The organism is Holzapfeliella floricola DSM 23037 = JCM 16512, from assembly GCF_001436605.1.
Taxonomy (GTDB): Bacteria; Bacillota; Bacilli; order Lactobacillales; family Lactobacillaceae; genus Holzapfeliella; species Holzapfeliella floricola.
The window spans coordinates 1-25519 of sequence record NZ_AYZL01000020.1; the positions used below are offsets into that span (position 1 = coordinate 1).

The 25519-nt window shown below is 35.5% G+C and carries 24 protein-coding genes, 1 tRNA gene and 1 pseudogene; 22 read left to right on the forward strand and 4 right to left on the reverse strand.

Annotated features, from left to right (window positions below; translation table 11 throughout):
- Positions 1-103, forward strand: a pseudogene (gene glnQ, locus FC86_RS06555) (glutamine ABC transporter ATP-binding protein GlnQ); the annotation flags it as partial.
- A gap of 38 nt (positions 104-141) precedes the next feature.
- Here the strand turns inward: glnQ and FC86_RS04180 are convergent.
- Positions 142-1956: an FAD/NAD(P)-binding protein gene (locus FC86_RS04180; RefSeq protein WP_056974821.1), complete on the reverse strand. Its 1815-nt coding sequence runs from the start codon at positions 1954-1956 to the stop codon at positions 142-144.
- Between the two features lie 112 nt (positions 1957-2068).
- A tRNA-Arg gene (locus FC86_RS04185) sits at positions 2069-2140 on the reverse strand.
- Positions 2141-2345: 205 nt separating this feature from the next.
- On the opposite strand from FC86_RS04185, the gene FC86_RS04190 reads away from it, so the two are divergent.
- The 9 genes from FC86_RS04190 to FC86_RS04230 all read left to right on the forward strand — a co-directional run bounded on the left by FC86_RS04190 (position 2346) and on the right by FC86_RS04230 (position 11815).
- On the forward strand, positions 2346-3377 hold the full coding sequence (locus FC86_RS04190; RefSeq protein WP_056974822.1) for a sugar-binding transcriptional regulator: 1032 nt from the start codon (positions 2346-2348) through the stop codon (positions 3375-3377).
- A 45-nt stretch (positions 3378-3422) separates the two neighbouring features.
- Entirely contained in the window at positions 3423-4439 is a 1017-nt protein-coding gene (gene gap, locus FC86_RS04195; RefSeq protein ID WP_056974823.1) for a type I glyceraldehyde-3-phosphate dehydrogenase, read from the forward strand.
- Between the two features lie 93 nt (positions 4440-4532).
- On the forward strand, positions 4533-5744 hold the full coding sequence (locus FC86_RS04200) for a phosphoglycerate kinase (protein WP_056974824.1): 1212 nt from the start codon (positions 4533-4535) through the stop codon (positions 5742-5744).
- 24 nt (positions 5745-5768) lie between these two features.
- A complete protein-coding gene (gene tpiA, locus FC86_RS04205; protein ID WP_056974825.1) occupies positions 5769-6524 on the forward strand; it encodes a triose-phosphate isomerase in 756 nt (251 codons plus the stop codon).
- A gap of 76 nt (positions 6525-6600) precedes the next feature.
- Positions 6601-7893, forward strand: a complete 1293-nt coding sequence (gene eno / locus FC86_RS04210) for a phosphopyruvate hydratase (RefSeq protein WP_056974826.1) — start codon at positions 6601-6603, stop codon at positions 7891-7893.
- A 129-nt stretch (positions 7894-8022) separates the two neighbouring features.
- Positions 8023-8259, forward strand: a complete 237-nt coding sequence (gene secG / locus FC86_RS04215; protein ID WP_056974827.1) for a preprotein translocase subunit SecG — start codon at positions 8023-8025, stop codon at positions 8257-8259.
- A gap of 62 nt (positions 8260-8321) precedes the next feature.
- Positions 8322-10703 (forward strand): ribonuclease R, encoded by a 2382-nt coding sequence (gene rnr / locus FC86_RS04220; RefSeq protein WP_056974828.1) that lies wholly within the window; start codon positions 8322-8324, stop codon positions 10701-10703.
- A gap of 17 nt (positions 10704-10720) precedes the next feature.
- Positions 10721-11185: an SsrA-binding protein SmpB gene (smpB, locus tag FC86_RS04225; RefSeq protein ID WP_056974829.1), complete on the forward strand. Its 465-nt coding sequence runs from the start codon at positions 10721-10723 to the stop codon at positions 11183-11185.
- 126 nt (positions 11186-11311) lie between these two features.
- The gene (locus FC86_RS04230; protein ID WP_056974830.1) at positions 11312-11815 is read left to right on the forward strand and encodes a hypothetical protein; all 504 of its coding nucleotides are present in this window, start codon (positions 11312-11314) and stop codon (positions 11813-11815) included.
- Positions 11816-11852: 37 nt separating this feature from the next.
- Here FC86_RS04230 and FC86_RS04235 read toward each other — a convergent pair whose 3' ends face one another.
- Positions 11853-12719, reverse strand: coding sequence for a Cof-type HAD-IIB family hydrolase (locus tag FC86_RS04235; protein ID WP_056974831.1), 867 nt, complete (start codon positions 12717-12719; stop codon positions 11853-11855).
- Positions 12720-12790: 71 nt separating this feature from the next.
- Between FC86_RS04235 and FC86_RS04240 the strand changes: the two genes are divergently transcribed.
- From FC86_RS04240 to tsaE, 3 genes are read left to right on the forward strand one after another with little or no spacing between them, the layout of a single operon-like run.
- Positions 12791-13468: a uracil-DNA glycosylase gene (locus FC86_RS04240; RefSeq protein WP_156403342.1), complete on the forward strand. Its 678-nt coding sequence runs from the start codon at positions 12791-12793 to the stop codon at positions 13466-13468.
- 21 nt (positions 13469-13489) lie between these two features.
- Positions 13490-14458 carry a phosphate acetyltransferase gene (gene pta, locus FC86_RS04245; RefSeq protein WP_056974833.1) on the forward strand — a complete coding sequence of 323 codons (969 nt, stop codon included), beginning with the start codon at positions 13490-13492 and terminating at the stop codon, positions 14456-14458.
- 13 nt (positions 14459-14471) lie between these two features.
- On the forward strand, positions 14472-14951 hold the full coding sequence (tsaE, locus tag FC86_RS04250) for a tRNA (adenosine(37)-N6)-threonylcarbamoyltransferase complex ATPase subunit type 1 TsaE (RefSeq protein ID WP_056974834.1): 480 nt from the start codon (positions 14472-14474) through the stop codon (positions 14949-14951).
- Here the strand turns inward: tsaE and FC86_RS04255 are convergent.
- Complete coding sequence (locus tag FC86_RS04255) at positions 14948-15481, reverse strand: 3'-5' exonuclease (RefSeq protein ID WP_056974835.1); 534 nt, start codon at positions 15479-15481, stop codon at positions 14948-14950. The two genes, tsaE and FC86_RS04255, sit on opposite strands and share 4 nt — an antisense overlap.
- 98 nt (positions 15482-15579) lie before the next feature.
- Here FC86_RS04255 and murB point away from each other — a divergent pair, with 98 nt between their 5' ends.
- The 9 genes from murB to glmS all read left to right on the forward strand — a co-directional run bounded on the left by murB (position 15580) and on the right by glmS (position 25510).
- Positions 15580-16479 carry a UDP-N-acetylmuramate dehydrogenase gene (gene murB / locus FC86_RS04260; protein ID WP_056974836.1) on the forward strand — a complete coding sequence of 300 codons (900 nt, stop codon included), beginning with the start codon at positions 15580-15582 and terminating at the stop codon, positions 16477-16479.
- A 10-nt stretch (positions 16480-16489) separates the two neighbouring features.
- A complete protein-coding gene (locus FC86_RS04265) occupies positions 16490-17575 on the forward strand; it encodes an ABC transporter ATP-binding protein (protein ID WP_056974837.1) in 1086 nt (361 codons plus the stop codon).
- 2 nt (positions 17576-17577) lie between these two features.
- Complete coding sequence (locus tag FC86_RS04270) at positions 17578-18369, forward strand: ABC transporter permease (protein ID WP_056974838.1); 792 nt, start codon at positions 17578-17580, stop codon at positions 18367-18369.
- Positions 18370-18382: 13 nt separating this feature from the next.
- Positions 18383-19198: an ABC transporter permease gene (locus tag FC86_RS04275; RefSeq protein ID WP_056974839.1), complete on the forward strand. Its 816-nt coding sequence runs from the start codon at positions 18383-18385 to the stop codon at positions 19196-19198.
- Positions 19195-20265 (forward strand): ABC transporter substrate-binding protein, encoded by a 1071-nt coding sequence (locus FC86_RS04280; RefSeq protein WP_056974840.1) that lies wholly within the window; start codon positions 19195-19197, stop codon positions 20263-20265. Before FC86_RS04275 ends, FC86_RS04280 begins: the two co-directional genes overlap by 4 nt.
- A 50-nt stretch (positions 20266-20315) precedes the next feature.
- Positions 20316-21158, forward strand: coding sequence for a diadenylate cyclase CdaA (gene cdaA, locus FC86_RS04285; protein WP_056974841.1), 843 nt, complete (start codon positions 20316-20318; stop codon positions 21156-21158).
- Entirely contained in the window at positions 21158-22111 is a 954-nt protein-coding gene (locus FC86_RS04290) for a CdaR family protein (protein WP_056974842.1), read from the forward strand. Before cdaA ends, FC86_RS04290 begins: the two co-directional genes overlap by 1 nt.
- A gap of 39 nt (positions 22112-22150) precedes the next feature.
- Positions 22151-23506 (forward strand): phosphoglucosamine mutase, encoded by a 1356-nt coding sequence (glmM, locus tag FC86_RS04295; RefSeq protein WP_056974843.1) that lies wholly within the window; start codon positions 22151-22153, stop codon positions 23504-23506.
- Positions 23507-23695: 189 nt separating this feature from the next.
- Positions 23696-25510, forward strand: a complete 1815-nt coding sequence (gene glmS / locus FC86_RS04300) for a glutamine--fructose-6-phosphate transaminase (isomerizing) (protein ID WP_056974844.1) — start codon at positions 23696-23698, stop codon at positions 25508-25510.
- Positions 25511-25519: the final 9 nt, after the last annotated feature.

A 25519-nucleotide genomic window follows, 5' to 3' on the forward strand; every position in this document is an offset into this window, starting at 1 on the left:
ATTCTTTGATCAAGGACACATTATTGAACAGGGCACACCTGAACAAATCTTTGATCATCCACAACATAAACGTACACAAGACTTTTTATCAAAAGTGCTATAAACAAAAAGGATATCGCAATATTGCGATATCCTTTTTGTTTAGCTATTAATATTTTGTATAAATGCTTTAAACATTTCCTGACTTTCTTTGATAAAGAAATTATCGGGAGTAGTCTGAGCAACAGTTGTTGTTTGAAAATGAAGTCCTTCTGTTGGTAGTCCCCAAATGAATAGATTTTTGACTATTTTATTTTCATAGTTAATGACTTGATTCGTTTTTCGCTCTACAGCAATTGCACCTGTTTGTAGGTTATTGGCATTGTCAAGTGTGTGTGGCTTGATAGTTGTATTCAATAGTTTTTTATATACGTTATCATTAGCGGCTATGACAGATTCTTTTGGCAAACGACTTTCAATCAAGGTGGTTGCCTCTATAGAGTGCCAGTGATTTTTGACGATAAATTTATTCTTTGAAGTTTTAAATTCAACAGGTGGCGCAATGAAATGAACAATATTTGATCTAACAAGTGCCTCTAGCTCTAGTAAACGATTAACGGCAGGACCCGCAGCTAAAAAGTTATTAAGCGACTTGAAGCTTCCTAAGAATTGATTAACGTAATCTGATGGATCAAATAAATCATTTTCGATGATGAAACGAATGCTTTTTCTGAGGTCACGAATCATTTCGAATGTTGTAGCCATTGGACTTGTTTGATTACCTTGCAAGGCCTCTGTTGCATCGTCGAGCAAGAAGTCTCCAATAGTGGAAGAGAAGTCATCCAAATCACTTGGCTTAACTGTTGATTCTGGTCGAATTAGTTTATCAAAATCAAAAATACGATGAGGTAAGAGCTGCTTTTTAATATTATCATCAAGATGTCCATTAGATAATTGACTAACAAGCTCCTCTTTGCTTAAATCTGGGAGACTTTTTGTGTAGTAAACATAGGCTAAATCTTTTATCATCAATTTAAGAAAAGTTTGATAGGACAAGCTAGAAGGGCTAAGCTTTTTTAGGTAAGAAATCGTTAAAAATTGAGGTGTCATTGTCTCAGCTAAATCTTTTTCATAGCTTCCTTTAGCATGAGAAGGATATCCTCGTCTTGAAAAACCATAAATAACTGGTTCTTGACCACTTTTATGATAGTGGTATCGACCTTTATCGTCTATTGAAAAGTGGCCGCCCCGTCCTTGAGTTAAAAGTGTAACATAATCGTAAAAAGTTAATCCTAGTCCACGTAAGATCACCGTCTCTTGTGGCCTGATTGTTTCAAGGTTAGTTAAACTGGGATTTTTAGCTGGAATATAAGTGAGTTTATGTTCTGCGGCAAAATCGATCAAGTTATTTTCGGATTTTGTGAGCGTGTTCAGCGGAAATCCAGTTGCCATAAATACTGCTGAAAAAGAATCTGTGAAGCTAGAAGTTTGAACTTCAAATTGATTAGGAAAAGTGACAGTGATGCTTGTGACTTCTTGATTAATAAAATTAATAGAAATTTCTTTTTGTGTAAGCATGCTTACTAGTTCTGTAAAAGCCCACTTAGCATAGACGCCGAATAAACTTCTTGAAGCATAATCAGTAGCAGATAAGTTTTCAATTTCTGTTAGAAGTGCTTCTTTTTGATTAGGTGTAAGTTTTGTGATTTTAACGGCTAAAGAACTGTTGGGGGATTTGATCCAGTCAAAAAAACTAGGCGTTTTAGATGTGTTTTGACTAAATAAAGTTGCTTGACCACAGGGAGTATTCATAATTAAGAGATGATTTTGGTCAGCTATCCAAACACTGCCCCCAATATCAAAAGAATCAAAGACAATGATATCTAATGATTCACGAGTCAGTTGGTCGCTGCTTAAATTAATTTGATCAAGTGTCGAAATTCCTCGAGGGCCAGCGCCTACAATTGCGATTTTCATAATTAAACCTGCTTTCTTATTGACTATATGTAATTATTTATATCGTAACATTTTTAAGTCAATAAAAAACCGCAAAGCACTTGATTAAGTATGCTTTGCGGTCAAAAAATAATGCCCCCCCTGGGAGTCGAACCCAGATTTCAAGAACCGGAATCTTGCGTGCGATCCATTACACTAGAGGTGCAACACAAGAAAATTATAACAATAAAATTATAAATAGCCAACAAATTAAAAAATAAACTTTTCACTTGAAAAGAATTTTTATAGTTGGTATACTCTATTTGTCGAATGAAGGAGATAGCAAAACGCTGCTTCTTAATTTTTTGAAATTAATGGGTCACCTAGCGACATTAAAGGGACGTTTTGAGACCCAAAAGGGAGTGTCATTCATGTTAAATAATTTATCGTGGATTGAGAATATCGCTCCGGATTTCTTAAAAGTCATTCGACAGCGATATGAAATTTTACAACAAATTTCATGGCTTTCTCCAGTTGGGAGGCGTTCATTAGCTGTTAAACTTGGGATTTCTGAAAGAAGTATGCGTACAGAAACAGAATATCTAAAACAAGTTGGATTAATTGATATTGGACGTCGTGGAATGACATTGACTGAAAAAGGCGAGCAAACATTAGAGCAGTTGGCACCTGTTATTGCAAAAGTGTACAATGTCAGTCAGACTGAGTCTGAATTGGCTGCGCACTTACAAATAGCCCGTGCAGTAATTGTTCCGGGTAATACCGATGTTCAGCCGCATCTTTCTAAGTCTTTAGGTGAGGCACTTAATGACGCGTTGAAACTATTGTTGCCACTCGGTCACAATATTATTACGGTTTTTGGTGGTGTCACTATGTCGAGTGTAGCCTCTCAACTTTCCCCAACATTGAATCGACATCGTGATTTACTTTTTGTTCCCGGAAGAGGGGGCTTAGGTGAATCAGTTGAAATTCAAAGTAATACCGTTTGTCAAATGATGGCAAACAGTACACATTCACATTATCGTACTTTGTACTTACCTGAAAATGTAAGTTCAGAGGCAATGAAGTCTTTAATCAAAGATGAAAATATTGGGGATGTGTTGGATTTTATTTCAAACAGCGATGCTGTGATTCATAGTATCGGGGACGCACAAATAATGGCGAAGCGCCGTGGACTAAGTCTTGATACGCGGTCAATGTTAACGGAGAAGAAAGCTGTTGCTGAGTGCTTTGGGTATTTCTTCAATCAGCAAAGTCAAATGATTTACAAGATACCAAGAATTGGTCTACAATTGGAGGATCTTAATCGAATACCTCGTGTTTTTGCCGTAGCTTCGGGTCAAAGTAAAGCCCTGGCTATAGAGGCATACATGAAACACGCACCGAGTCAGTCTTGGTTAATTACTGATGAAGGTGCTGCTAACTCGATTTTAAAAGGGAAATGATGCCCCTTTAAAATAATTTTACATAATTCCTAAGGAGGAACTGTTATGACAGTAAAAATTGGTATTAACGGATTTGGACGTATTGGTCGTTTAGCATTTCGTCGTATTCTTGAATTAAACTCAAGCGATATCGAAGTTGTTGCAATTAATGACTTAACAAGTCCATCATTATTAGCTCACTTATTAAAATATGACTCAACTCATGGTACATTAAACCATGAAGTTAGTGCTACAGAAAATGCAATCGTGGTTGACGGTAAAGAATATCACGTATATGCAGAACCTCAAGCACAAAACATTGCTTGGGTTAAAAACGATGGTGTTGACTTTGTACTAGAATGTACAGGTTTCTACACATCAAAAGCAAAATCACAAGCTCACTTGGATGCAGGTGTTAAACGTGTATTAATTTCAGCTCCAGCTGGAAGCGACTTGAAAACAATCGTTTACAACGTTAACGATGACACATTGACATCAGAAGATACAATCGTATCAGCTGGTTCATGTACAACAAACTGTCTAGCACCTATGGTAGATGCACTAGATAAAGACTTCGGTCTTCAAGTAGGTACAATGACAACAGTTCATGCTTACACATCTACACAAATGTTATTAGATGGTCCTGTTCGCGGTGGTGACCCACGTGGTGCACGTGCAGCTGCTGCAAACACAATCCCTCACTCAACTGGTGCTGCTAAAGCTATCGGCTTAGTTGTTCCAAGTATGAATGGTAAATTACAAGGACACGCACAACGTGTTGGTGTTGTTGATGGTTCATTAACAGAATTAGTATCTATCTTAGACAAGAAAGTTACTGCTGATGAAATTAATGAAGCAATGAAAAAACATACAGAAAACAACCCAAGTTATGGTTGGAACGAAGACTCAATCGTATCTAGTGACGTTATCGGAACTACTTACGGTTCAATCTTTGACCCAACTCAAACAGAAGTTACAACTGCTGGTGACAAACAACTAGTTAAAACAGTTGCTTGGTACGACAATGAATACGGATTTACATGTCAAATGGTTCGTACTCTATTGAAATTCGCAGCTCTTTAATTAGATATTCCAACTTTTAATAACTAGTTTAGAGTTAGAGGCGGAGGGAGATTACTCCTTCCGCCTTTTTTAAAGAAATTTTGGAGGTAAATCATGGCTAAATTAACTATTTCAGATGTTAATGTAAAAGACAAAAAAGTTCTTATTCGTGCTGACTTTAATGTTCCTATTAAAGATGGTGTTATTGGAAACGATAACCGTATCGTTGCAGCACTTCCAACAATTAAATACGTTTTAGAAAACGGTGGAAAAGTTATTTTGCTTTCTCACTTAGGACGTATTAAATCAGATGATGATAAAAAAGCTTTAACATTAAAACCTGTTGCAGAACGTTTAAGTGAATTACTTGAACAAGATGTTACATTTGTTCCTTCAAATGAAGGTAAAGAACTAGAAGATGCTGTTAACAACTTAGGTGACGGCCAAGTTCTATTAATGGAAAACACACGTTTCCAAGATATCGATAACGATTTTGGTAAACGTGAAAGTAAAAACGATCCCAAATTAGGTGAATACTGGGCATCATTAGGTGATGTATTCGTAAACGACGCTTTCGGTACAGCTCACCGTGCTCACGCATCTAACGTTGGTATATCTGAAGCTATGAAAGTTGCTGGTAAACCAGTTGCTGCTGGTTTCTTAATGGAAAAAGAAATCAAATTCTTAGGTGAAGCTGTTGATAACCCAGTTCACCCATTCGTAACTATTTTAGGTGGTGCGAAAGTTTCAGATAAAATCGGTGTTATTGAAAACTTAATTCCAAAATCAGATCACATTTTAATCGGTGGTGGAATGGCTTACACATTCTTAGCTGCTAAAGGTCATAACATTGGAAACTCATTATTTGAAGAAGACAAATTAGATCTTGCAAAAGAATTAATTGAAAAAGCTGGCGACAAATTAGTATTACCAGTTGATAACATTGCCGCAGCAGAATTCTCAAATGATGCAGCTCACGAAGTTGTTGGGGAAGATATTCCTGATGGCCAAATGGGTCTTGACATCGGTCCTAAATCAATTGCACTTTTCAAAGAAAAATTAGCAAATGCTAAAACAGTTGTTTGGAATGGACCAATGGGTGCATTTGAAATGAGTAACTTTGCTGAAGGTACTCTAGAAGTAGGTCGTGCTTTAGGTGCATTGAAAGATGCAACTACAATCATCGGTGGTGGTGATTCAGCAGCAGCAGCTATTCAATTAGGTATTGCTGACCAAATCACTCACATTTCTACTGGTGGTGGTGCTTCTCTAGAATACTTAGAAGGACAAGAATTACCAGGAATTGCTTCAATTTCTGATAAATAATATCAATTCGGAGGTTTTTAAGATATGCGTACACCAATTATCGCAGGAAACTGGAAATTAAATAACAACCCAGAAGAAACAACAAAATTTGTTGAAGCTGTTAAAGATCAACTACCTGCTTCAGATAAAGTTGAATCAGTTATTGCTGCACCAGCAGTAGACCTTTCAGCATTACTTGCAGCAGCAAAAGGTTCAAACCTTAAAGCAGCAGCAGAAAATGCATACTTTGAAGATGCAGGTGCTTTCACAGGTGAAACAAGTCCTAAAGTTCTTTCAGAAATGGGAATTTCATACGTTGTTATCGGACACTCAGAACGTCGTGAATACTTCCACGAAACAGATGAAGATGTAAACAAAAAAGCTCACGCTATTTTCAACAACAACATGACACCTATCATTGCTGTTGGTGAAACTTTAGAACAACGTGAAGCTGGTGAAACAGATGCATTTGTTGGTGGCCAAGTTAAAGCAGCTCTTAAAGGACTATCAGCTGATCAAGTTGCTAGTTTAGTTGTTGCTTACGAACCAATCTGGGCAATCGGTACAGGTAAAACTGCTACAAGCGAACAAGCTCAAGAAACAGTTCACGCAATCCGTGAAACTATTCGTGCAGAATTCGGTGACGAAGCTGCCGACAAAGTTCGTTTACAATACGGTGGTTCTGTAAAACCAGATAGCATCAAAGAATTAATGGCTCAACCAGATATTGATGGTGGTCTTGTTGGTGGTGCTAGTTTGGATCCAGAATCATTCTTAGCATTAGTAAACTACCAAGATTAATTAAACAAAAGGTTTAATTAATTATCGAAATAGTATAAAATATACTTGTATAATAAAGATTAAAGGAGATAATGAAATGTCTGTAATTACTGATATTTTAGGTCGCGAAGTTTTAGATTCACGTGGAAACCCAACTGTTGAAGTTGAAGTTTACACAGAAATGGGTGGCTTCGGTCGCGCAATCGTTCCATCAGGTGCTTCTACAGGTGAACACGAAGCTGTAGAATTACGTGATGGTGATAAATCACGTTTTGGTGGTAAAGGTGTATTGAAAGCTGTAGAAAACGTAAATACACAACTTGCTAAAGCAGTTATTGGTTTAGATGTTACTGACCAACGTGGAATCGATAAAACAATGATCGAACTAGATGGTACAGAAACAAAAGGTAAATTAGGTGCTAATGCTATTTTAGGTGTTTCACTAGCTGCTGCTCACGCTGCTGCTGATGAACTTGGGTTACCTCTTTACGAATACTTAGGTGGACCAAACTCATACGTTATGCCAACACCTATGATGAACGTTATTAACGGTGGGGAACACGCTGACAACAACGTTGACTTCCAAGAATTCATGATTATGCCTGTTGGTGCTAAAAACATTCATGAAGCTGTTCGTATGGGTGCAGAAACATTCCATTCATTACAAGCTATCTTGAAAGAACGTGGCGACAGTACAGCTGTTGGTGATGAAGGTGGATTTGCTCCTAACCTAGAAAACAACGAAGCTCCATTTGAAATCCTTGTTGAAGCTATCCAACGTGCTGGCTACAAACCAGGTGAACAAATTGCTATCGCATGTGACGTTGCTGCTTCAGAATTCTACGATGCAGAAAAACGTAAATACGTTACAGTTGCTGACAACAAAGAATACACAGCTGAAGAATTTACTTCATTGCTTGAATCACTTGTTGAAAAATACCCACTTATCTCAATCGAAGATCCATTGGATGAAAACGAATGGGATGACTGGAAAATCCTTACAGATCGTTTAGCTAAGAAAGTTCAAATCGTTGGGGATGACCTATTCGTAACAAACACTTCATACCTAGAAAAAGGTATCGAAATGGGTGTTGCAAACTCAATCCTTATCAAAGTTAACCAAATCGGTACTTTGACAGAAACATTTGATGCTATCGAAATGGCTAAAGAAGCTGGTTACACAGCTATCGTATCTCACCGTTCAGGTGAAACAGAAGATACAACAATCGCTGACCTAGTTGTTGCTACAAATGCTGGTCAAATCAAGACAGGTTCATTAAGCCGTACAGATCGTATTGCTAAATACAACCAATTGATGAGAATTGAAGAACAACTTGGCGATACTTCAAAATACAAAGGTATCAACAGTTTCTACAACCTAAACAAATAATTAATTTATTAGTTTAATAAAAAGCAGGCTTGATTTATCGAGCCTGCTTTTTTGTAGCAATAAAACTTGATATATGTTAAAGTTATAGTAGTAAATAGTGTAAAGTCTCTAAGTTATGGAGGGAAAATCTTGTATAATATTGTTTTAGTTTTATTGGTGATTGTTTCGGTACTAGCAATTATTGCCGTTATGGTGCAACCATCTAAACAGCAGGATGCATTGAATGCACTTTCAGGAGGAGCAGGAGAGCTTTTTAGTGGACAAACTAAAAAGCGTGGATTTGAAGCGTTTATGGAACGACTAACATCTGTTCTTCTCGCATTATTCTTTATTCTTGCGATTGTCTTAGCTATGCTTACAAAATAATCAAAGCCTCCTATAATATTGGGAGGTTTTATTTAGTTTAATAACAATAATGAGGTGTTTTAATGGCTCAAAATGAGCAAATGATTGCTGATATTCTTGAAATATTCAGACAAAAACCAACTTTTAAATATACTGTCGATCAAATTAGTAGAAAAAGACGAGGCCGCGATACAGTCGAGTTCAGTGATTTGGTAAAAACGTTAACTTTTTTAGAAAATGAAAATAAAATTTTTTCTAATGAGTTAGGGCAATTCCAATTAGTGCAAGAAGACCGACTAGTTGAAGGCCTTTTTCGTGCAAATGATAAAGGATTTGGATTTGTTCGAGTAGATGATGAAGATGAAGACGATATTTTTATCGCAAAACCAAATACAAATTTTGCATTAGACGGTGATACTGTTGAAGTTAAAATTATCAAAGGCGAAAATCCTTGGAACAACAAGGGCCCAGAGGGTCAAGTTAGCCAAATTCTTGATCGCGGATTGAAAACAATGGTCGGTGAATTCATGCCATACAGTGATGTCATGGTTAATAAAACGGGATTTTACGGTTATGTTAAAAGTAAAAACCGCAAGTTAAGTGCTTATTCAGCATACATTTCTAAAACAGGAATTCACCCTCAGATGGGAGATATGGTTAAAGTAGAAATTACTGACTATCCTTCATCAGAGTTTCCAACTCGTATGTTAGGGAACGCGTTACTTACAATAGGGAACAAGAATGATCCAGGTGTTGATATCATGTCACTAGTTTATGATAATGATATCAAAACGGACTTTGAAGAAGAGTCATTAGAACAATCGAATAGTGTACCTGATCACATTGAACAAGAAGATATGATTAATCGTCGTGATATTCGCAATCAAAACATGGTGACAATTGATGGTGATGACTCAAAAGATTTTGACGATGCAGTGGTTGTTTGGAAAAAAGATAATGGAAATTATCACCTAGGAGTTCACATTGCTGATGTTAGTCACTATGTAACAGAAAACTCACCACTTGATAAAGAAGCTTTTGAACGTGGTAACAGTACTTACTTAGTTGATCGTGTTATTCCTATGTTGCCATTCCGTTTATCAAATGGTATTTGTTCACTAAATCCAGATGAAGATCGATTGGCTTTATCTTGTGATATGGAAATAACACCAGAAGGTGAGCGTGTAGATTATGATATTTATGCTAGTGTTATTCGATCACATGGTCGTTTGACTTATAATAATGTGAATTCTGTTTTAGATAATGATATGTCAGGATTAGAAGATAAATATCATCAATCTGAAGAGATGTTACATCAAATGTCAGATTTGCACCATGCCTTATTTAATAAACGTCATCAGCGAGGCGCAATTGACTTTGAAGAAAATGAAGCTAAAATCGTTGTAGATCAAGACGGTCACGCAGTAGATATTGAATTAAGACAACGTGGAACAGCTGAAAAGTTGATTGAATCCTTTATGCTGATGGCTAACGAAACAGTTGCTGAGCATTTCAATAAGAAGCACGTGCCATTTTTATATCGTGTTCACGAAACACCAGAAGGTGAACGTGTGACAAACTTCTTTGAATTTATTTCAGCATTTGGATTAAATATTAAAGCGGATCCAAATGATTTAGAACCAAAAACATTACAAAAAATCTTAGCTAAAACTCAGGGAACACCAGAAGAACCGGTTGTTCAAACAATGATGCTGAGAAGTTTGAAACAAGCTCGTTATAGTGAAGATCAATTAGGTCATTTTGGACTAGCAGCGTCTTACTACACACACTTTACATCGCCAATTCGTCGTTACCCTGATTTAATTGTTCATCGACTAATTCACCAGTACCTTGAAAAAGGTGCTACTGAAAAAGCTAAACAACATTTCGAATCAGAATTACCTGTTATCGCTGAACATTCTTCACAACAAGAAAGAAAGTCGATTGATGCAGAACGTGCAGTTAACGACTTGAAGAAAACTGAATATATGATTGATAAAGTCGGAGAGAGTTTTGATGCTGTGATTAGTTCAGTTACAAGTTTTGGAATGTTTGTAGCGTTAGAAAACACAGTAGAAGGTCTAATTCATATTACTAACTTGAAAGATGATTTTTACTCATTCGATGAAAAGCAATTAACATTAGTGGGTAAGAAGACAAATCGTCAATTTAAAATTGGACAAGCAATTAAAGTAACGCTAATTCGAGCAGATCTTGAACAACGTCAAATTGACTTTGAAATTTACGATGAAAAAGTTGAACAGGAAAAGCGTCAAGTTAAGCGTACCGATGGTAAAGCTGAGGTTATAATGCCAAAAAGTGGACAAGATGATAGAAACAATAGCCGTCGTAAAAAACGTCCATTCAAATGTCGTCGCAATGATCAACCTGATAATCGTCAATCTTCAGACAAGCGAGGACCAAATAACCGTCAAGATTTTAAGAAAGCTAAAAAATCTAGATAATCATGGGGTGATAAGCCGTGAAAAAACAAAAAAGCACTGATAATTTAATTGCACAAAATAGAAAAGCTAACCATAATTACTTTATTGATGAAACAGTTGAGGCGGGGCTAGTTTTGACTGGAACTGAGATTAAATCGATACGCAACCGTCGTGTCAATATTAAGGATGGATATGTTCGTGTTCGAAGAGGCGAAGCCTGGTTGGAAAATGTTCATATCAGTGAATATAAAGAAGGTAACCAATTTAATCAAGAACCGACTCGGAATCGAAAACTATTGCTGCATAAAAAGCAAATTGCACATTTGTTGGGTATTCAACAGGAAAAAGGGTTAACTATTGTTCCTTTGAAAATATATTTAAAACGTGGTTTTGCCAAAGTTTTAATTGGTGTTGGTCGTGGTAAGAAAAATTATGATAAGCGTGAGACAATTCGTCGCCGTGATCAAGAAAGAGATATGCAGCGTTTATTAAAAATAAGATAGCTAATTGTAAATTAACAATTAGCTTTTTTTATATTCAAGATAAGTTTTTGGTGAAAAATAAATGTCTTTTTTAATCGTTAACGTATATAATTAAATAATAAGACAAAATCTAAGGATGGTAAAACTATGGCTAATCATTTGCTGACAATTTGTAATCATATCAAAAGTGAATTAATAAAAGAATCTCCTAAAATCACCGTAACTTCAATATGTAAACTTGCAAACGTTCATCGATCAACTTTTTATCGCTATTTTCATCAAGGGTTAGAACAGGCTTATCTCTATATTTTTACAGAAGAAGTCAGAATGATTTTTAATAGGCGGTCGCAGTCACTGGATTTAAAGTTTAAAAATCTAGTACTGTTATTACAAACTGAAAAATTATTGTTCGCTCAGTTAAAAACCAAAATTGCCGTTGATTTACAATTAGAAACCCTTAACCGATTAATGGTTCATTTTTTGACAAAAAATGATTATCCCGTTTTAAAAAGCAATCGGATGTATGAATTAGTTTCTCGTTCAAATGCGTCTAGAATTATTCAGTGGATGAGTTTAGATTTTAATGATAACCATGAGAATGTGATTTATGATCTAATTTTTTCGTTGCGTATTTTAGAAAAATTAGTATAAAAAAACCCTACCTTTTAAAAGGTAAGGTTTTTTTATACTAATTTAAATCAATAAAATGTTCAATCGCTTTAGCCACACCATTATTTTTGTTAGTATCTGTAATGTATTTTGATAGCTCCTTGATTTCAGGAACAGCATTTTCCATAGCAACGGGTAATCCGGCAGTACGAATCATTGACTCGTCGTTATAGTTATCACCAATTGCCATAACATCTGCAATACCAATGTTTTTTTCTTCAGCATAGCGTGCTAAAGCAATTCCTTTTTGGGCGTCTTTATGATTGATTTCAACATTGTTAGGGGATGAAGAAGTGATAATTAAGTCATCTTTTTGTTCTAAAGTATGACGTAAATCTTTGAAAACATCCGGACCGTTTTCATCAAAAACAACCATTTTCATGACTTTGAAAGAATCATCATTTAAAATTTTGTTATAATCATCAACATAAAGGATATCCATTAGTTCAGCACGCGCAGAAGCTAGTGCGATTCCTGTTTTGAAATCAGTACCAGGGTTTAATGAAACAATCAAGTCTGCAACATTTTTGATACGACCAACACGGCTATCTGAAACAAGACCTTTGTTAGTAACCAGTTCAAAATAGAAACCGTGTTGATTTAGTAATGTCATTAAGTCTTGAGTACGTTCTTTTTCAAGTGGGATTTCAACCGCAACATTACCGTCAGGGTCAAAAACCATCGCACCATTTAATGTGATGTAGCTTGCTTTTAAGCCAGCACCTTCAACTAATGGACGAGCTTCAGTTAAGCTACGTCCTGTAGCTACGATGAATTCAACACCTTTTTCTTGTGCTTTTTTAATTGTTTGTGCATTTGTTTGTGATAATTCAAGTTTGTCATTCAATAATGTGCCGTCCATATCGGACGCAATTAATTTAATCAAAAGAGCCACCTCCTAAAGTTATACTTAAATTTTAACATAAAATAATATTAATTAGTAAAGTAGGTTTAATAATGAAACAACTTATTGGAAATGATTGGGATCAAGTTTTAAAATCAAGCTTTGAATCTGAATCTTATCAAGAATTAAGAGGATTTTTGAAATCGGAATACAGTCAACAAGTAATTTATCCTGAGATGCATCATATTTACGAAGCATTTAAATTAACACCATTCAACAAAACAAAAGTCGTAATTTTAGGGCAAGATCCTTATCATAATCCTAACCAAGCACATGGATTAAGTTTTAGTGTTTTACCTGGGTCAAAATTACCACCATCTTTAAAAAATATTTATAAAGAATTAAAAGAAGATTTAGGAATTGAACCCGTTAACCATGGTTATTTGAAGTCGTGGGCAGACCAAGGAGTCTTGATGTTAAATACGGTTTTAACGGTTCAATATCATCAGCCTAATTCCCATGCTGGAAAGGGTTGGGAGCAATTAACAGATGCCGCTATTAAAGCATTAAGTAACCGTGGAGATGTTGTTTTTATCCTGTGGGGAGCTTATGCTCAGAAAAAAAGTAAGTTGATTGATTCAACAAAAAATGTCATGATTAAATCACCCCATCCAAGTCCGTTGTCTGCGTATCGAGGATTTTTTGGTTCAAAACCATTCTCACAGATCAATGTGGCCTTGGAACAATTCGGAGAAGCTCCTATCAACTGGCAACTTCCCGAAACCCCTTAAAACTATCAAGGAGAATTGATTATGGATTTATTTAAGTTATTTAAAGAACAAATTACTGGAAAAAATATTAGTGTTGTTTTCCCTGAAGGAAATGATGAACGAATTTTAAGAGCTGCTGTTCGTTTGAAAGCAGACAATCTGTTAAATCCAGTTTTACTTGGCAACCAAGCAGAAATTGAAAATAAAGCAACTGAACTATCATTGTCTCTTGAAGGACTTTCAATTTTAGACCCTCAAAATTATGATGAATTTGATTCAATGGTTGAAGCTTTTCTAGAACGTCGTAAAGGTAAAGAAACACGTGAACAAGCAGAAGAAATGCTCAAAACAGTGAGTTATTTTGGAACAATGCTAGTGTATATGAACAAAGTAGATATCATGGTATCAGGTGCCGTTCATTCTACTGCTGAAACCGTTCGTAGTGCTTTACAAATAGTTAAAACTCGACCAGGTATTAGCCGTATTAGCGGCGCCTTTATTATGCAAAAAGGCGATGAAAGATACATTTTTGCAGATAGTGCTATTAGTATTAATCCAACTGATAAAGAGTTAGCTGAAGTGGCTGTTTTATCTGCTGAAACAGCTAAAATGGCTGGATTAGAACCTAAAGTAGGGATGCTAAGTTTTTCAACTAAGGGATCAGCCAATAGTGAAGAAGTTCAAAAAGTACAACGTGCAACTAAAATCGCACAAGAAATGGCACCGGACTTAGATATCGATGGTGAATTCCAATTTGATGCTGCTTTTGTGCCTTCTGTTGGAGAATCAAAAGCAAAAGGGTCAAAAGTGGCTGGTCATGTGAATGTCTTTGTTTTCCCAGAATTACAATCCGGAAATATTGGATATAAAATTGCACAGCGTATGGGTGGCTATGAAGCTGTAGGCCCAATCTTACAAGGACTTAACCAACCAATTTCTGATTTATCTCGTGGTGCTAATGAAGAAGATGTTTACAAAACTGCAATTTTAACTGCTGCACAATCGCTTTAAAGAGGTGAATGAAATGCAATTTGTTACACAAGATGAATCACAAACAATGGCTTTTGGCCAACAACTAGGGCAGCTTGTCACACCTAAGACACTTATTTTATTAGATGGTGATTTAGGTGCAGGAAAAACAACTTTAACTAAAGGCATTGCTACTGCATTAGGAGTTAAACGTCCAATTAAAAGCCCAACCTTTACAATTGTGCGTGAATATTTGAAGGGTAGACTACCATTATTTCATATGGATATGTATCGCCTAGAAGATGGCGATATGAGTAGTATTGATTTGCAATCCTATTTTGATCAGGGTCCAGTTATTGTGATGGAGTGGTCAGTAAATGTTTTAGATCAACTACCCGAAGACTACTTACGTATTAAAATTGAACGATTAGATAATGAAATTGATTCTACAAAACGCCACTTCATATTAGAAGCAATTGGCGAAAAAAATAACGAACTAATTGAAGAATTGAAAAAAACTAGTTTTTCAGGTTAAACCTGTTTAACTAGTTTTTTTAATGGCGTGCTGCCAAATTGCTGGTATTGATTAATTAAAATATTGGCGCATGCCAGACTGTCAGCTAAAGCATTATGGTGATTTTTAAGGTCAATTTCAAGGTAATCAGAAACAGTGTTAAGCTTATGATTTGGTAAATCAGGATAGAAAGTTCGACTGGTTTTGACAGTATCTAGTGATAAAAAGTTAGGTACAGGGAAATTATATTTTTTGAGACAAGCTTTCAAAACACTATTATCAAAAGGTGCATTATGCGCTACCGTCAACAGACTATCTGTAAAAAGAGGTTTGATGTAAGGCCAAATTTCAGCAAATGTTGGTGCATCTTGAACTTGGTCCTCAGTAATGTGGTGAACTTGTACATTGCGATAATGAAACTTGTCATTGGGATTAAGTAATGAATAAAATGAATCAACAATTTGATTATTTCTGACCATTACAATTGCAATTGAACAAGCACTGTTCCGTTTTTGATTAGCAGTTTCAAAGTCTAAAGCAATAAAATTCATATAAAACTCCTTTATTTTATAAATATAAATAACGTTTAATTTTAGTCTAGTTGTTTTTTTGGTAAAATGATTAAGAATAGCAAAGAGGTGTGAGAAGTATGAATATTAAAGAATTGAAAGAACAAGGTTTTCGAATTGATCAAAATATTTTGCTGAATCAATTTACATACACTAAAACAGGTGGTCCAGCTGAATTTTTAGCATTTCCCAAAAATATAACACAGATTGAACAGTTATTACAGATTGCGAGCGATAAAAAATTACCAATCACAATTATTGGTAATGCCAGCAACCTTATAATTCGTGAAGGTGGTATCAAAGGGCTAGTTCTTATTTTGACTGAAATGAAAGAAATTGAAGTCAAAGGAAATCGAATTACTGCCCAAGCCGGCGCAAAAATCATTGAGACTTCTGAAACAGCATATAAACATAGTCTCGGTGGATTAGAATTTGCAGCAGGTATTCCAGGAAGCGTTGGTGGCGCTGTTTTTATGAATGCAGGGGCTTATGGTGGTGAAATCAAGGATGTTTTGAAAACGGTCACTGTTTTGACCCGCCAGGGCGAATTAAAAACTTACCAAAACACAGATCTTCATTTTTCATATCGTCACAGTTTACTACAAGATAACGATGACATTGTGTTAGAGGCCACCTTTGAACTTCAAAGAGATGTGGCGACAAACATTAGAGCAATGATGGACGATTTCAATGAGCGTCGTGCAAGTAAACAACCGCTAGAATATCCATCTTGTGGTAGTGTCTTTAAAAGGCCAGAAGGACACTTTACAGGTCCATTAATTATTGAGGCGGGCCTACAAGGTAAAATTATTGGCGGTGCACAAATTTCAACGAAACATGCCGGCTTTATCGTCAATATTAACCATGCAACAGCAACCGACTATCTTGAGTTAATTGAGTTGGTTCAAAAGACCATTTGGAAAAAGAATCAAATTAAGCTAGTGCCAGAAGTTAGAATTATTGGCGATGAAGCCAAGTGAGGAGATAGCGATGGCAACTATTATAGAAATGAAAAATGTTTCAAAACGATACGATGATGGATTTGAAGCACTAACGAATCTTAATTTAAAGATTGAAAGCGGTAAGTTCTATTCAATTTTAGGTCCTTCGGGTTCAGGTAAAACAACAGTACTGAGAATTATTGCGGGATTTAGTGATATTACGAGTGGTGCTTTGTATTTTGATAATCAAAATATTACCGATATGCCAGCTAACCAGCGAAAAGTAAATACTGTATTTCAAGACTATGCGTTGTTTCCTCATTTAAATGTTTTTGACAATATTGCTTTTGGGTTAAAGCTTAAAAAGCGACCAAAAGAAGAAATCAAAGAAAAAGTTGCTAATGCCTTAGAAAAAGTAAGGTTACCTCAACATTCAGACCGTGAAATATCAGAACTAAGTGGGGGACAAAAACAACGTATTGCGATTGCACGTGCGATTGTTAATGAGCCTAAAGTCTTATTGCTAGATGAATCGCTATCAGCATTAGATAAAAAATTACGAAAAGATATGCAATATCAATTACGCCGTTTACAAAAAGACTTAGGGATTACCTTTGTTTTTGTAACACATGATCAAGAAGAAGCTTTAGCTTTGAGCGACGAAATTTTTATTATGAATGAAGGTAAAATCATTCAAAATGGAACGGCCACAGATATTTATGATGAACCCGTTAACCGTTTTGTCGCTGAATTTATTGGGGAATCTAATATTGTTGATGGTGTGATGAAAGTTGATTATTCGGTTGAATTTGTTGGCAAGACATTTGAGTGCGCGGATGCAGGGATGCAGCAAAATGAACCCGTTCACGTTGTTTTACGCCCAGAAGATTTAGATATTACTTTAGTTGATGAAGGCAAGCTGACGGTAACGATTGTGTCACAAATGTTTTTAGGCAATCATTTTGAAGTTAATGCTGTCGATGAAGATGGTAATCAGTGGCTTATCCATGCGACTAATTCAGTTTCGGTTGGGCAAAAAGTGGGTGTTTATTTTGATCCAGAAGATATCCATGTTATGAGAATTGGGGAATCGCAAGTTGACTTTCATAACCGAATTGAAGAATACGGAGAGTAGTGATGAAATTAAGGAAAAATCTTTTTATGCTACCATACTTATTTTGGTTACTCTTATTTGTCATTCTGCCGTTAATTTTAATTGTTGTTCAGTCTTTAATTGGAACAGACGGTCAACTCACATTAGCTAACTTTGTCAGTTTTTTCACAAGTGGAACTTATTTATCAATGACAGTTAATTCTTTTATTTATGCGTTAATTGTAACTGTTATCACACTAGTAATTAGTTATCCTGTGGCGTATATTTTAACTAAATTGAAGCATTCTCAGTTCTTTTTACTACTAATTATTTTGCCAACTTGGATTAATGTTTTACTGAAAGCGTATGCCTTTATTGGTTTGTTTAGTCAAAGTGGTTGGATTAATCAATTTTTGGGAATTTTTGGTATTGGGCCAACACAATTGCTTTTTACAGATTTTGCGTTTATCTTCGTAGCTTCTTACATTGAGATTCCATTTATGATTTTACCTATTTTTAACTCTCTTAAAACTATTAATGGTGAATACATACATGCTGCTAATGACTTAGGTGCAACACGATTCCAAACTTTCACTAAAGTGATTTGGCCACTGAGCTTAGATGGTGTTAAATCAGGTATCCAATCTATCTTTATTCCAACTTTATCATTGTTCATGATTACACGATTAATTGGTGGCAATCGAGTAATCACTTTAGGAACGGCTATTGAACAACATTTCTTAACCACAATGAACTGGGGTATGGGATCAACTATTGGTGTAATATTAATGATCATTATGATTGCATCAATGAAATTAACGAATGGATCGAAGTAAGAGAGGTAGACGCATGAAGAAAAAATCGAAATTTGAACTTATTTATTTAACATTAGTCATGATTGTTTTGTACTTTCCCATTTTTTATTTGATTTATTTCTCTTTTTCAAGTGGTGATTCGATGAGTTATTTTGAAAGTTTTACGTTTGATCACTATCAAGCACTCTTGAATGATCCAAGATTAATCCGAATCGTGTTAGATACCATATTACTAGCGCTTTTAGCCAGTCTGTTTGCGACAATGATTGGCACTTTAGGTGCGCTTTATATCCATCAAGTCAAAAAAAAATCAGTGAGAAATAGCTTGTTGTCACTAAACAATATTTTATTAGTCTCACCGGATGTTATTATAGGGGCTAGTTTCTTGATTTTATTTACATTTGCTGGGTTTAGTTTAGGATTTTACTCAGTATTATTGAGTCACATCGCTTTTTGTGTGCCGATTGTCGTTTTGATGATATTACCTAAATTAAAAGAGATTAATCCGACATTAATTGATGCGGCTTACGATTTGGGCGCTAGCAAGTATAAGGTGCTTTCAGCTATCATCTTGCCTTTAATTACACCAGGAATTCTTTCGGGATTTTTTATGGCGTTAACTTATTCGTTAGATGATTTTGCTGTAACATTTTTTTTAACAGGACAAGGATTTACGACTTTATCTGTTGAAATTTTCTCAAGAGCTCGCCGTGGTATTAGTTTAGAAATTAATGCGCTAAGTACATTAATGTTTCTATTTTCACTATTGCTAGTGATTGGTTATTATTTCCTTAGCCGTTATAATCAAAATCGCAAGATTAATAATCAAAAGAAGAAGGTGACAAAATGAAAAAATTAGCACTACTAAGTGGCGTTATTTTATTTTTTTGTTTACTTCTTGGGCTAGGATCCAGTGCTTTGAATGAAACACCAAAGGAGTCAGGAAAAGTATTAAACTTATATAACTGGGGAGACTATATTGATCCCTCGCTGATATCTGAATTTGAGAGTGAAACAGGCTATCACGTCGTATATGAGACATTTGATAGTAATGAATCGATGTATACCAAGCTAAAACAAGGGTCTAATCATTACGATCTAACAATTCCATCTGATTACATGGTTGAAAAGATGAAAAATGATGGTCTTGTGCAGCCAATTGATAAAAGTAAGCTTAATTTTTTAAATGAGATGGATTCAAGTATCATGGGATTATCTTATGACAGTCAAAATAATTATTCGATTCCTTATTTTTATGGCACGTTAGGTATCGTCTATAATGATCAGTACGTTGATGGTGCCAAGTTACAGTCATTTACCGATTTGTGGCGGGTAGATTATCGTCATAGCATGATGCTGGTTGATAGTGCCCGTGACGTGATAGGGCTGTCTTTAATTTCTGATGGGCACAGCTTAAATACAACTGACAATAGTCTTTTAAAACAAGCTAAAGAAAAGTTGGATAAACTAGCACCCAATGTCAAAGCAATCGTGGCCGATGAAATGAAGATGTACATGATTCAAAATGAAGCAGCTATTGGTGTGACTTGGTCTGGTGAAGCAGCAGAAATGTTGAAGAATAATGAGCATTTGCATTATGTGATTCCAAAAGAAGGTAGTAATCTTTGGGTTGATAATTTTGTGATTCCAAAATCAGCGCAACATTCAGATGCTGCGTATGCCTTCATGAATTTCATGATGAGACCTGAAAACGCTGCTAAAAATTCGGTTTACTTGGGTTATTCAACACCTAATGTGTTGGCTAAACAAGAATTAGAAAAAACGCAAGATCCAGTATTGGCTTTTTATCCAACAGCTGACCAGATGAAGCACTTGGAAGTATTTGAAGATTTAGGCCAAGATGCTGTGCAAACTTACAATGATTTGTTTTTAGAGTTTAAAATGTACCGTAATTAAAAAGTAAATAAAAGCGTGATATAATAAAACATAGTAATGGAGGGATTTTTGTGAGTTTAGATTGGGGTAATATCATTACCTGGCACAATTTTTTAAGTGTAGTCGATATTTTTATCGTTTGGTATGTTTTGTATCGATTAATTACACTGGTTAAAGGTACAAAAGCTGTTCAATTAGTTAAAGGATTGGCCGTAATTGTAGTTGTGCAAATTGCAAGTTCGATTTTTAAATTGGACACGGTTAATTACGTTGTCAACCAAATAATGGTTTGGGGAGTTATCGGGATTATTATTATTTTCCAACCTGAAATCAGACGTGGATTAGAGCACATTGGTCGAACACCTATTTTAGGCTCTCGTTCTCAAATGGCTCAAAAAACGGGCGAAAAATTTGTGAAAGAATTAGACAAATCGATTCAATATATGTCAAAAAGACGTATTGGTGCGTTGATTAGTATTCAGCAAAATACAGGACTTGATGATTATATTGAGACAGGTATCCCATTAGATGCTGATATTACAGGTGAATTATTGATTAATATTTTCATTCCAAACACACCACTTCATGATGGAGCTGTTATTGTTAAAGACGGTAAACTGGCTGTAGCTGCTGCTTATTTACCACTATCAGATAGTAATATTATTCCTAAAAAATTAGGGACAAGACATCGAGCAGCAGTAGGGATATCAGAAGTGACAGATGCAATTACCATTGTCGTTTCTGAAGAGACTGGTGGCGTAACAATTACTAGAAATAGCCAATTGATGGTTGATTTGACTCGCGAAGATTATTTAAAGTATTTAAGAGCACAGTTTGTTCCAGAAACAGATATTAAAACATCTTGGTGGGACCGTGTAATTGATCGTTTTTGGAAATGGGGGTCAAATAAATAATGCGCAAGTTTTTAAATAGACCAATTATTTACAAGATATTAGCATTGTTATTTGCTGTGGGCCTTTACTTTTACGTTCATGATAATAATCTGGGGATTTCAAAAAATATCGCTGAAAATTCGCAGGTTGCTAATACAATGCGCTCAGCAAGTGTGCCATTGGAACTTGAATTTGACTCTGATAAATATTTTGTAACAGGTTATCCGGAAAAAGTTAATATAAATTTAGATGGTCCTGCTGCTGTTGTGACTGTGTTACTAAATAACAACAATTTTAAAGTATTTGCAGATTTAAGTTCATTAGGTGTAGGAACACATCAAGTGAAGTTACAACAATCAGGCATCAATAATCAAATCACAACAAAAATATCACCCGAGACGATTACAGTGAACATTCAGCCAAGAGGTGCGGTGACATTGCCAATTCAACCATCTTTTAATAAAGCAAGCATTGCATCAGGTTACAATATTGGGATTCCCCAGCTTTCTCCAGATACTGTAAGCGTGACGGGACCTCAATCTGAAATTGCTAAGATTTCACGAATTGAAGCACACTTGAATTTGCCACCAAATGTCAAAGAGACAGTTGAACAACAAGTTATGTTACAAGCTCTTGATGCTAATGGCAATCAAGTCAATGTGGTGTTAAATCCGGAAACTACGCATGTTCAATTACCCATTAATTTACCAAGCAAAGAAGTAAATTTAAAATTTAACTTGAAGAATCCATCTGATAAACTCAATTATGAGGTGACTTCAAACAATTCAAAAGTTAAAGTATTTGCACCTCAAGCAGTATTAGATGGATTAGATGAGGTTAATGTTTCAGTAGATGTTGCGAATGTTAAAGATGTTACAGAGCAGGATTTGAAAATTGAATTACCGACAGGTATCATGGGAGTAACTCCAGATACTACTCACATTAAAATAAATCCAACAAATAAAGAATCATAATTGAATGCCAAGGCATAAAAAAGAAAGGTTGTTAAATCAATGACTAAATATTTTGGAACAGATGGTGTACGAGGTGTTGCTAATAAAGAACTAACACCTGAACTAGCCTTTAAATTAGGAAGAGCCGGAGGTTATGTTTTAACAAAACATAAAGCCGAGGGAACAGAACGTCCAAAAGTTTTAGTAGGTCGTGATACTAGAATATCAGGGGAGATGCTTCAGTACGCATTAATTTCGGGTCTTTTATCTGTCGGGATTGAAGTTTTAGAATTAGGTGTTGTTACAACACCAGCTGTTGCTTATCTTGTTAAAGTTCAAGGAGCAGATGCCGGAATCATGATTTCGGCTTCTCATAATCCAGCTCAAGATAATGGAATCAAGTTCTTTGGCGGTGATGGGTATAAGTTGTCAGACGATACAGAAGCTGAAATCGAAGAGTACTTAGAAAACCCTGTAGATGACTTACCAAGACCCTCAGCAGAAAAATTGGGTCATTTAGAAGATTATCCTGAAGGTGCAGCAAAATACTTACAATTTATTGAACAAACTATTCCAGAAGATTTGGATGGGTTAAAAGTTGTTGTTGATGGTGCTAATGGTTCAACAAGTGCTTTGGTCAATCGTTTATTTGCTGACGTTGATGCTGACTTTATCGCAATCAACGCCAGTCCAGACGGAATTAACATTAATAAGAATGCCGGATCAACTCATCCAGAATTATTAAAAGAATCTGTTTTAGAAAACAAAGCGCAAGCTGGGCTAGCTTTTGATGGTGATGGCGATCGCTGTATTGCAGTTGATGAAAATGGTGATTTGGTCGATGGAGACAAAATCATGTACATTATTGCTGCATTTATGAAAGAGCGTGGTCGTCTTAAAAAAGATACTGTTGTCACAACAGTAATGAGTAACATTGGCTTATACAAAGCTTTTGATGAATTAGATATTGATTATGTAAAAACCGCTGTTGGTGATCGTCATGTTGTTGAAGAAATTAGAGAACATGGTTATAACATTGGTGGTGAACAATCAGGTCATGTTGTCTTATTTGATTACCATAATACAGGTGATGGAATGTTAACTGGTTTACAATTACTTTATGTAATGAAAGCAACGGGAAAGAGTTTAAGTGAATTAGCTGCACCAGTGAAAATTTACCCACAAAAACTAGTTAATGTGAAAGTTACAGATAAAAACGCTTGGAAAGGTAATGATAAAATTCAAGCAATTATTGCCGAAGTTGAATCAGAAATGGGTTCAAACGGGCGTGTTCTTGTTCGTCCTAGCGGGACAGAGTCTTTACTTCGTGTAATGGCAGAAGCGCCAACAGAAGAATTAGTACATAGTTATGTAGATCGAATTGTAGATGTTGTCGAAGACCAAATTGGACTATAAAAAGAACTAGCGAAATGCTAGTTCTTTTTTATTTAAATTTTATTTAATCTATACCAATTATGAAATAATTTGTTGACTTTTAATTACACAATAACTACAATTGTCATTGTAACGTACTTTTAACAAGTATAAAAAACAAAAATAACTGGTATAATCGATATATACCAATTCATAGAGGAGTTCAATAGTATGTGTGGAATCGTGGGAGTCGTTGGGAATGAAAACGCCACAGACATTTTAGTTAATGGCTTAACTAAATTAGAATACCGAGGCTATGATTCAGCTGGTATTTACGTTAATAATCAAAATAATCAAGATTTTTTAGTTAAAGCAACTGGAAAAATTAAAGAATTAAAAAATAAAATCACACCTGAAGTAAAGGGATCTATTGGAATTGGGCACACACGTTGGGCTACACATGGTATTCCAACTATTGAAAATGCTCATCCACATCTATCAAATGATGATCGTTTTTATTTAGTTCATAATGGTGTAATTAATAACTATCAAGAATTAAGAGATGACTACTTAGCCGATGTCAAGTTTCATAGTCAAACCGATACTGAAGTTGTCGTACAATTAGTGGATCGCTTCGTTGTCGATGAAGGTCTAGATACTTTTACGGCCTTTCAAAAAGTTCTTCACTTAATTGATGGTTCATATGCCTTTTTATTAGTGGACCGCCAAAACCCAGAAACGTTATATGTTGCCAAAAGAAAAAGTCCATTGTTACTGGGACTTGCTCAAGGGTTTAATGTGGTGACAAGTGATGCTATGGCAATGCTTGATCAAACTAAGGATTTCGTTGAGTTAAACGATGGCGAAGTAGTGATTTTAACCCAAGATGATTACCAAATATTCAATGAAAATAATCAAGAAGTTAAACGTGATTCGTATCACTTATCTGTTGATTCAGAAGCAGCTTCAAAAGGGACTTATCCTCACTTTATGTTAAAAGAAATTGACGAACAACCTTCTGTAATGAGAAGAATTAGTCAAGAGTATTTCTCTTCAAAAGGGGAAGTAGAAGTAGATGAAAATATTGTCAATAGCATTTTAGATAGCGATCGAATCTATATTGTTGCTGCAGGAACAAGTTATCATGCAGGACTTGTTGGACAAAAAATTATTGAAAAATTAGCTGGTATTCCAGTTGAAGTCCATGTTGCTAGTGAGTTTGGTTACTATCCACCGATTTTATCTAGAAAGCCATTCTTTATTTTCTTATCTCAATCTGGTGAAACTGCTGATAGTCGTCAAGTATTGTCTGAAGTGAATAAAAAAGGTCATCCAAGTTTAACAATCACAAACGTTGACCGTTCAACCTTATCTCGTGAAGCAACTTATACAATGTTACTTCATGCAGGACCTGAGATTTCAGTTGCTTCTACTAAAGCATATACTGCGCAGATTGCTGTACAAGCTGTTTTAGCTAAAGCATTAAGCGAAAAATCTAACTACGAAAGTGGCAAACAATTTGATTTACAAACACAATTAGCTTTAGTTGCTAATGGGATGCAAGAAATTGTAGATGAAAAGCAGTTGTTAGATGATATGAGCCGCCGTATTTTGACTGATGCCGACAATGCTTTTTATATTGGTCGTGGAATTGATTATAATGTGGCACTTGAAGCAGCATTGAAATTAAAAGAAATTTCATATATCCATACTGAAGGATTCGCTGCTGGTGAATTAAAGCATGGAACAATAGCTTTGATTGAAGAAGGAACGCCTGTTATTGGATTTATCACAGATAAGTTAAGTGCTGGTCATACTAGAAGTAATCTTCAAGAAGTGCTATCTCGTGGAGCAGAGGTATTTACAATCTCTATGAAGCGTGTCGCAAATGAAAATGATGGTATTATTTTACCTGATGTAGATACGCTATTAACACCGCTATTGAGCGTTATTCCCGCTCAACTAATTGCTTACTATACAAGTTTAAACCGCGGACATGACGTTGACCAACCTCGTAACTTAGCTAAATCAGTAACTGTTGAATAATAAAAAAAG

Bases quoted from the DNA above. Each gene is read 5' to 3' on its own strand.
- FC86_RS04200 (WP_056974824.1), top strand. From the start codon at position 4,533: ATGGCTAAATTAACTATTTCAGATGTTAATGTAAAAGACAAAAAAGTT.
- pta (WP_056974833.1), top strand. From the start codon at position 13,490: ATGGATTTATTTAAGTTATTTAAAGAACAAATTACTGGAAAAAATATT.
- FC86_RS04275 (WP_056974839.1), top strand. From the start codon at position 18,383: ATGAAGAAAAAATCGAAATTTGAACTTATTTATTTAACATTAGTCATG.
- FC86_RS04230 (WP_056974830.1), top strand. From the start codon at position 11,312: ATGGCTAATCATTTGCTGACAATTTGTAATCATATCAAAAGTGAATTA.
- FC86_RS04290 (WP_056974842.1), top strand. From the start codon at position 21,158: ATGCGCAAGTTTTTAAATAGACCAATTATTTACAAGATATTAGCATTG.
- gap (WP_056974823.1), top strand. From the start codon at position 3,423: ATGACAGTAAAAATTGGTATTAACGGATTTGGACGTATTGGTCGTTTA.
- FC86_RS04270 (WP_056974838.1), top strand. From the start codon at position 17,578: ATGAAATTAAGGAAAAATCTTTTTATGCTACCATACTTATTTTGGTTA.
- FC86_RS04265 (WP_056974837.1), top strand. From the start codon at position 16,490: ATGGCAACTATTATAGAAATGAAAAATGTTTCAAAACGATACGATGAT.
- glmM (WP_056974843.1), top strand. From the start codon at position 22,151: ATGACTAAATATTTTGGAACAGATGGTGTACGAGGTGTTGCTAATAAA.
- tpiA (WP_056974825.1), top strand. From the start codon at position 5,769: ATGCGTACACCAATTATCGCAGGAAACTGGAAATTAAATAACAACCCA.
- FC86_RS04255 (WP_056974835.1), bottom strand. From the start codon at position 15,481: ATGAATTTTATTGCTTTAGACTTTGAAACTGCTAATCAAAAACGGAAC.
- rnr (WP_056974828.1), top strand. From the start codon at position 8,322: ATGGCTCAAAATGAGCAAATGATTGCTGATATTCTTGAAATATTCAGA.
- FC86_RS04240 (WP_156403342.1), top strand. From the start codon at position 12,791: ATGAAACAACTTATTGGAAATGATTGGGATCAAGTTTTAAAATCAAGC.
- murB (WP_056974836.1), top strand. From the start codon at position 15,580: ATGAATATTAAAGAATTGAAAGAACAAGGTTTTCGAATTGATCAAAAT.
- tsaE (WP_056974834.1), top strand. From the start codon at position 14,472: ATGCAATTTGTTACACAAGATGAATCACAAACAATGGCTTTTGGCCAA.
- FC86_RS04180 (WP_056974821.1), bottom strand. From the start codon at position 1,956: ATGAAAATCGCAATTGTAGGCGCTGGCCCTCGAGGAATTTCGACACTT.
- glmS (WP_056974844.1), top strand. From the start codon at position 23,696: ATGTGTGGAATCGTGGGAGTCGTTGGGAATGAAAACGCCACAGACATT.
- eno (WP_056974826.1), top strand. From the start codon at position 6,601: ATGTCTGTAATTACTGATATTTTAGGTCGCGAAGTTTTAGATTCACGT.
- FC86_RS04280 (WP_056974840.1), top strand. From the start codon at position 19,195: ATGAAAAAATTAGCACTACTAAGTGGCGTTATTTTATTTTTTTGTTTA.
- FC86_RS04190 (WP_056974822.1), top strand. From the start codon at position 2,346: ATGTTAAATAATTTATCGTGGATTGAGAATATCGCTCCGGATTTCTTA.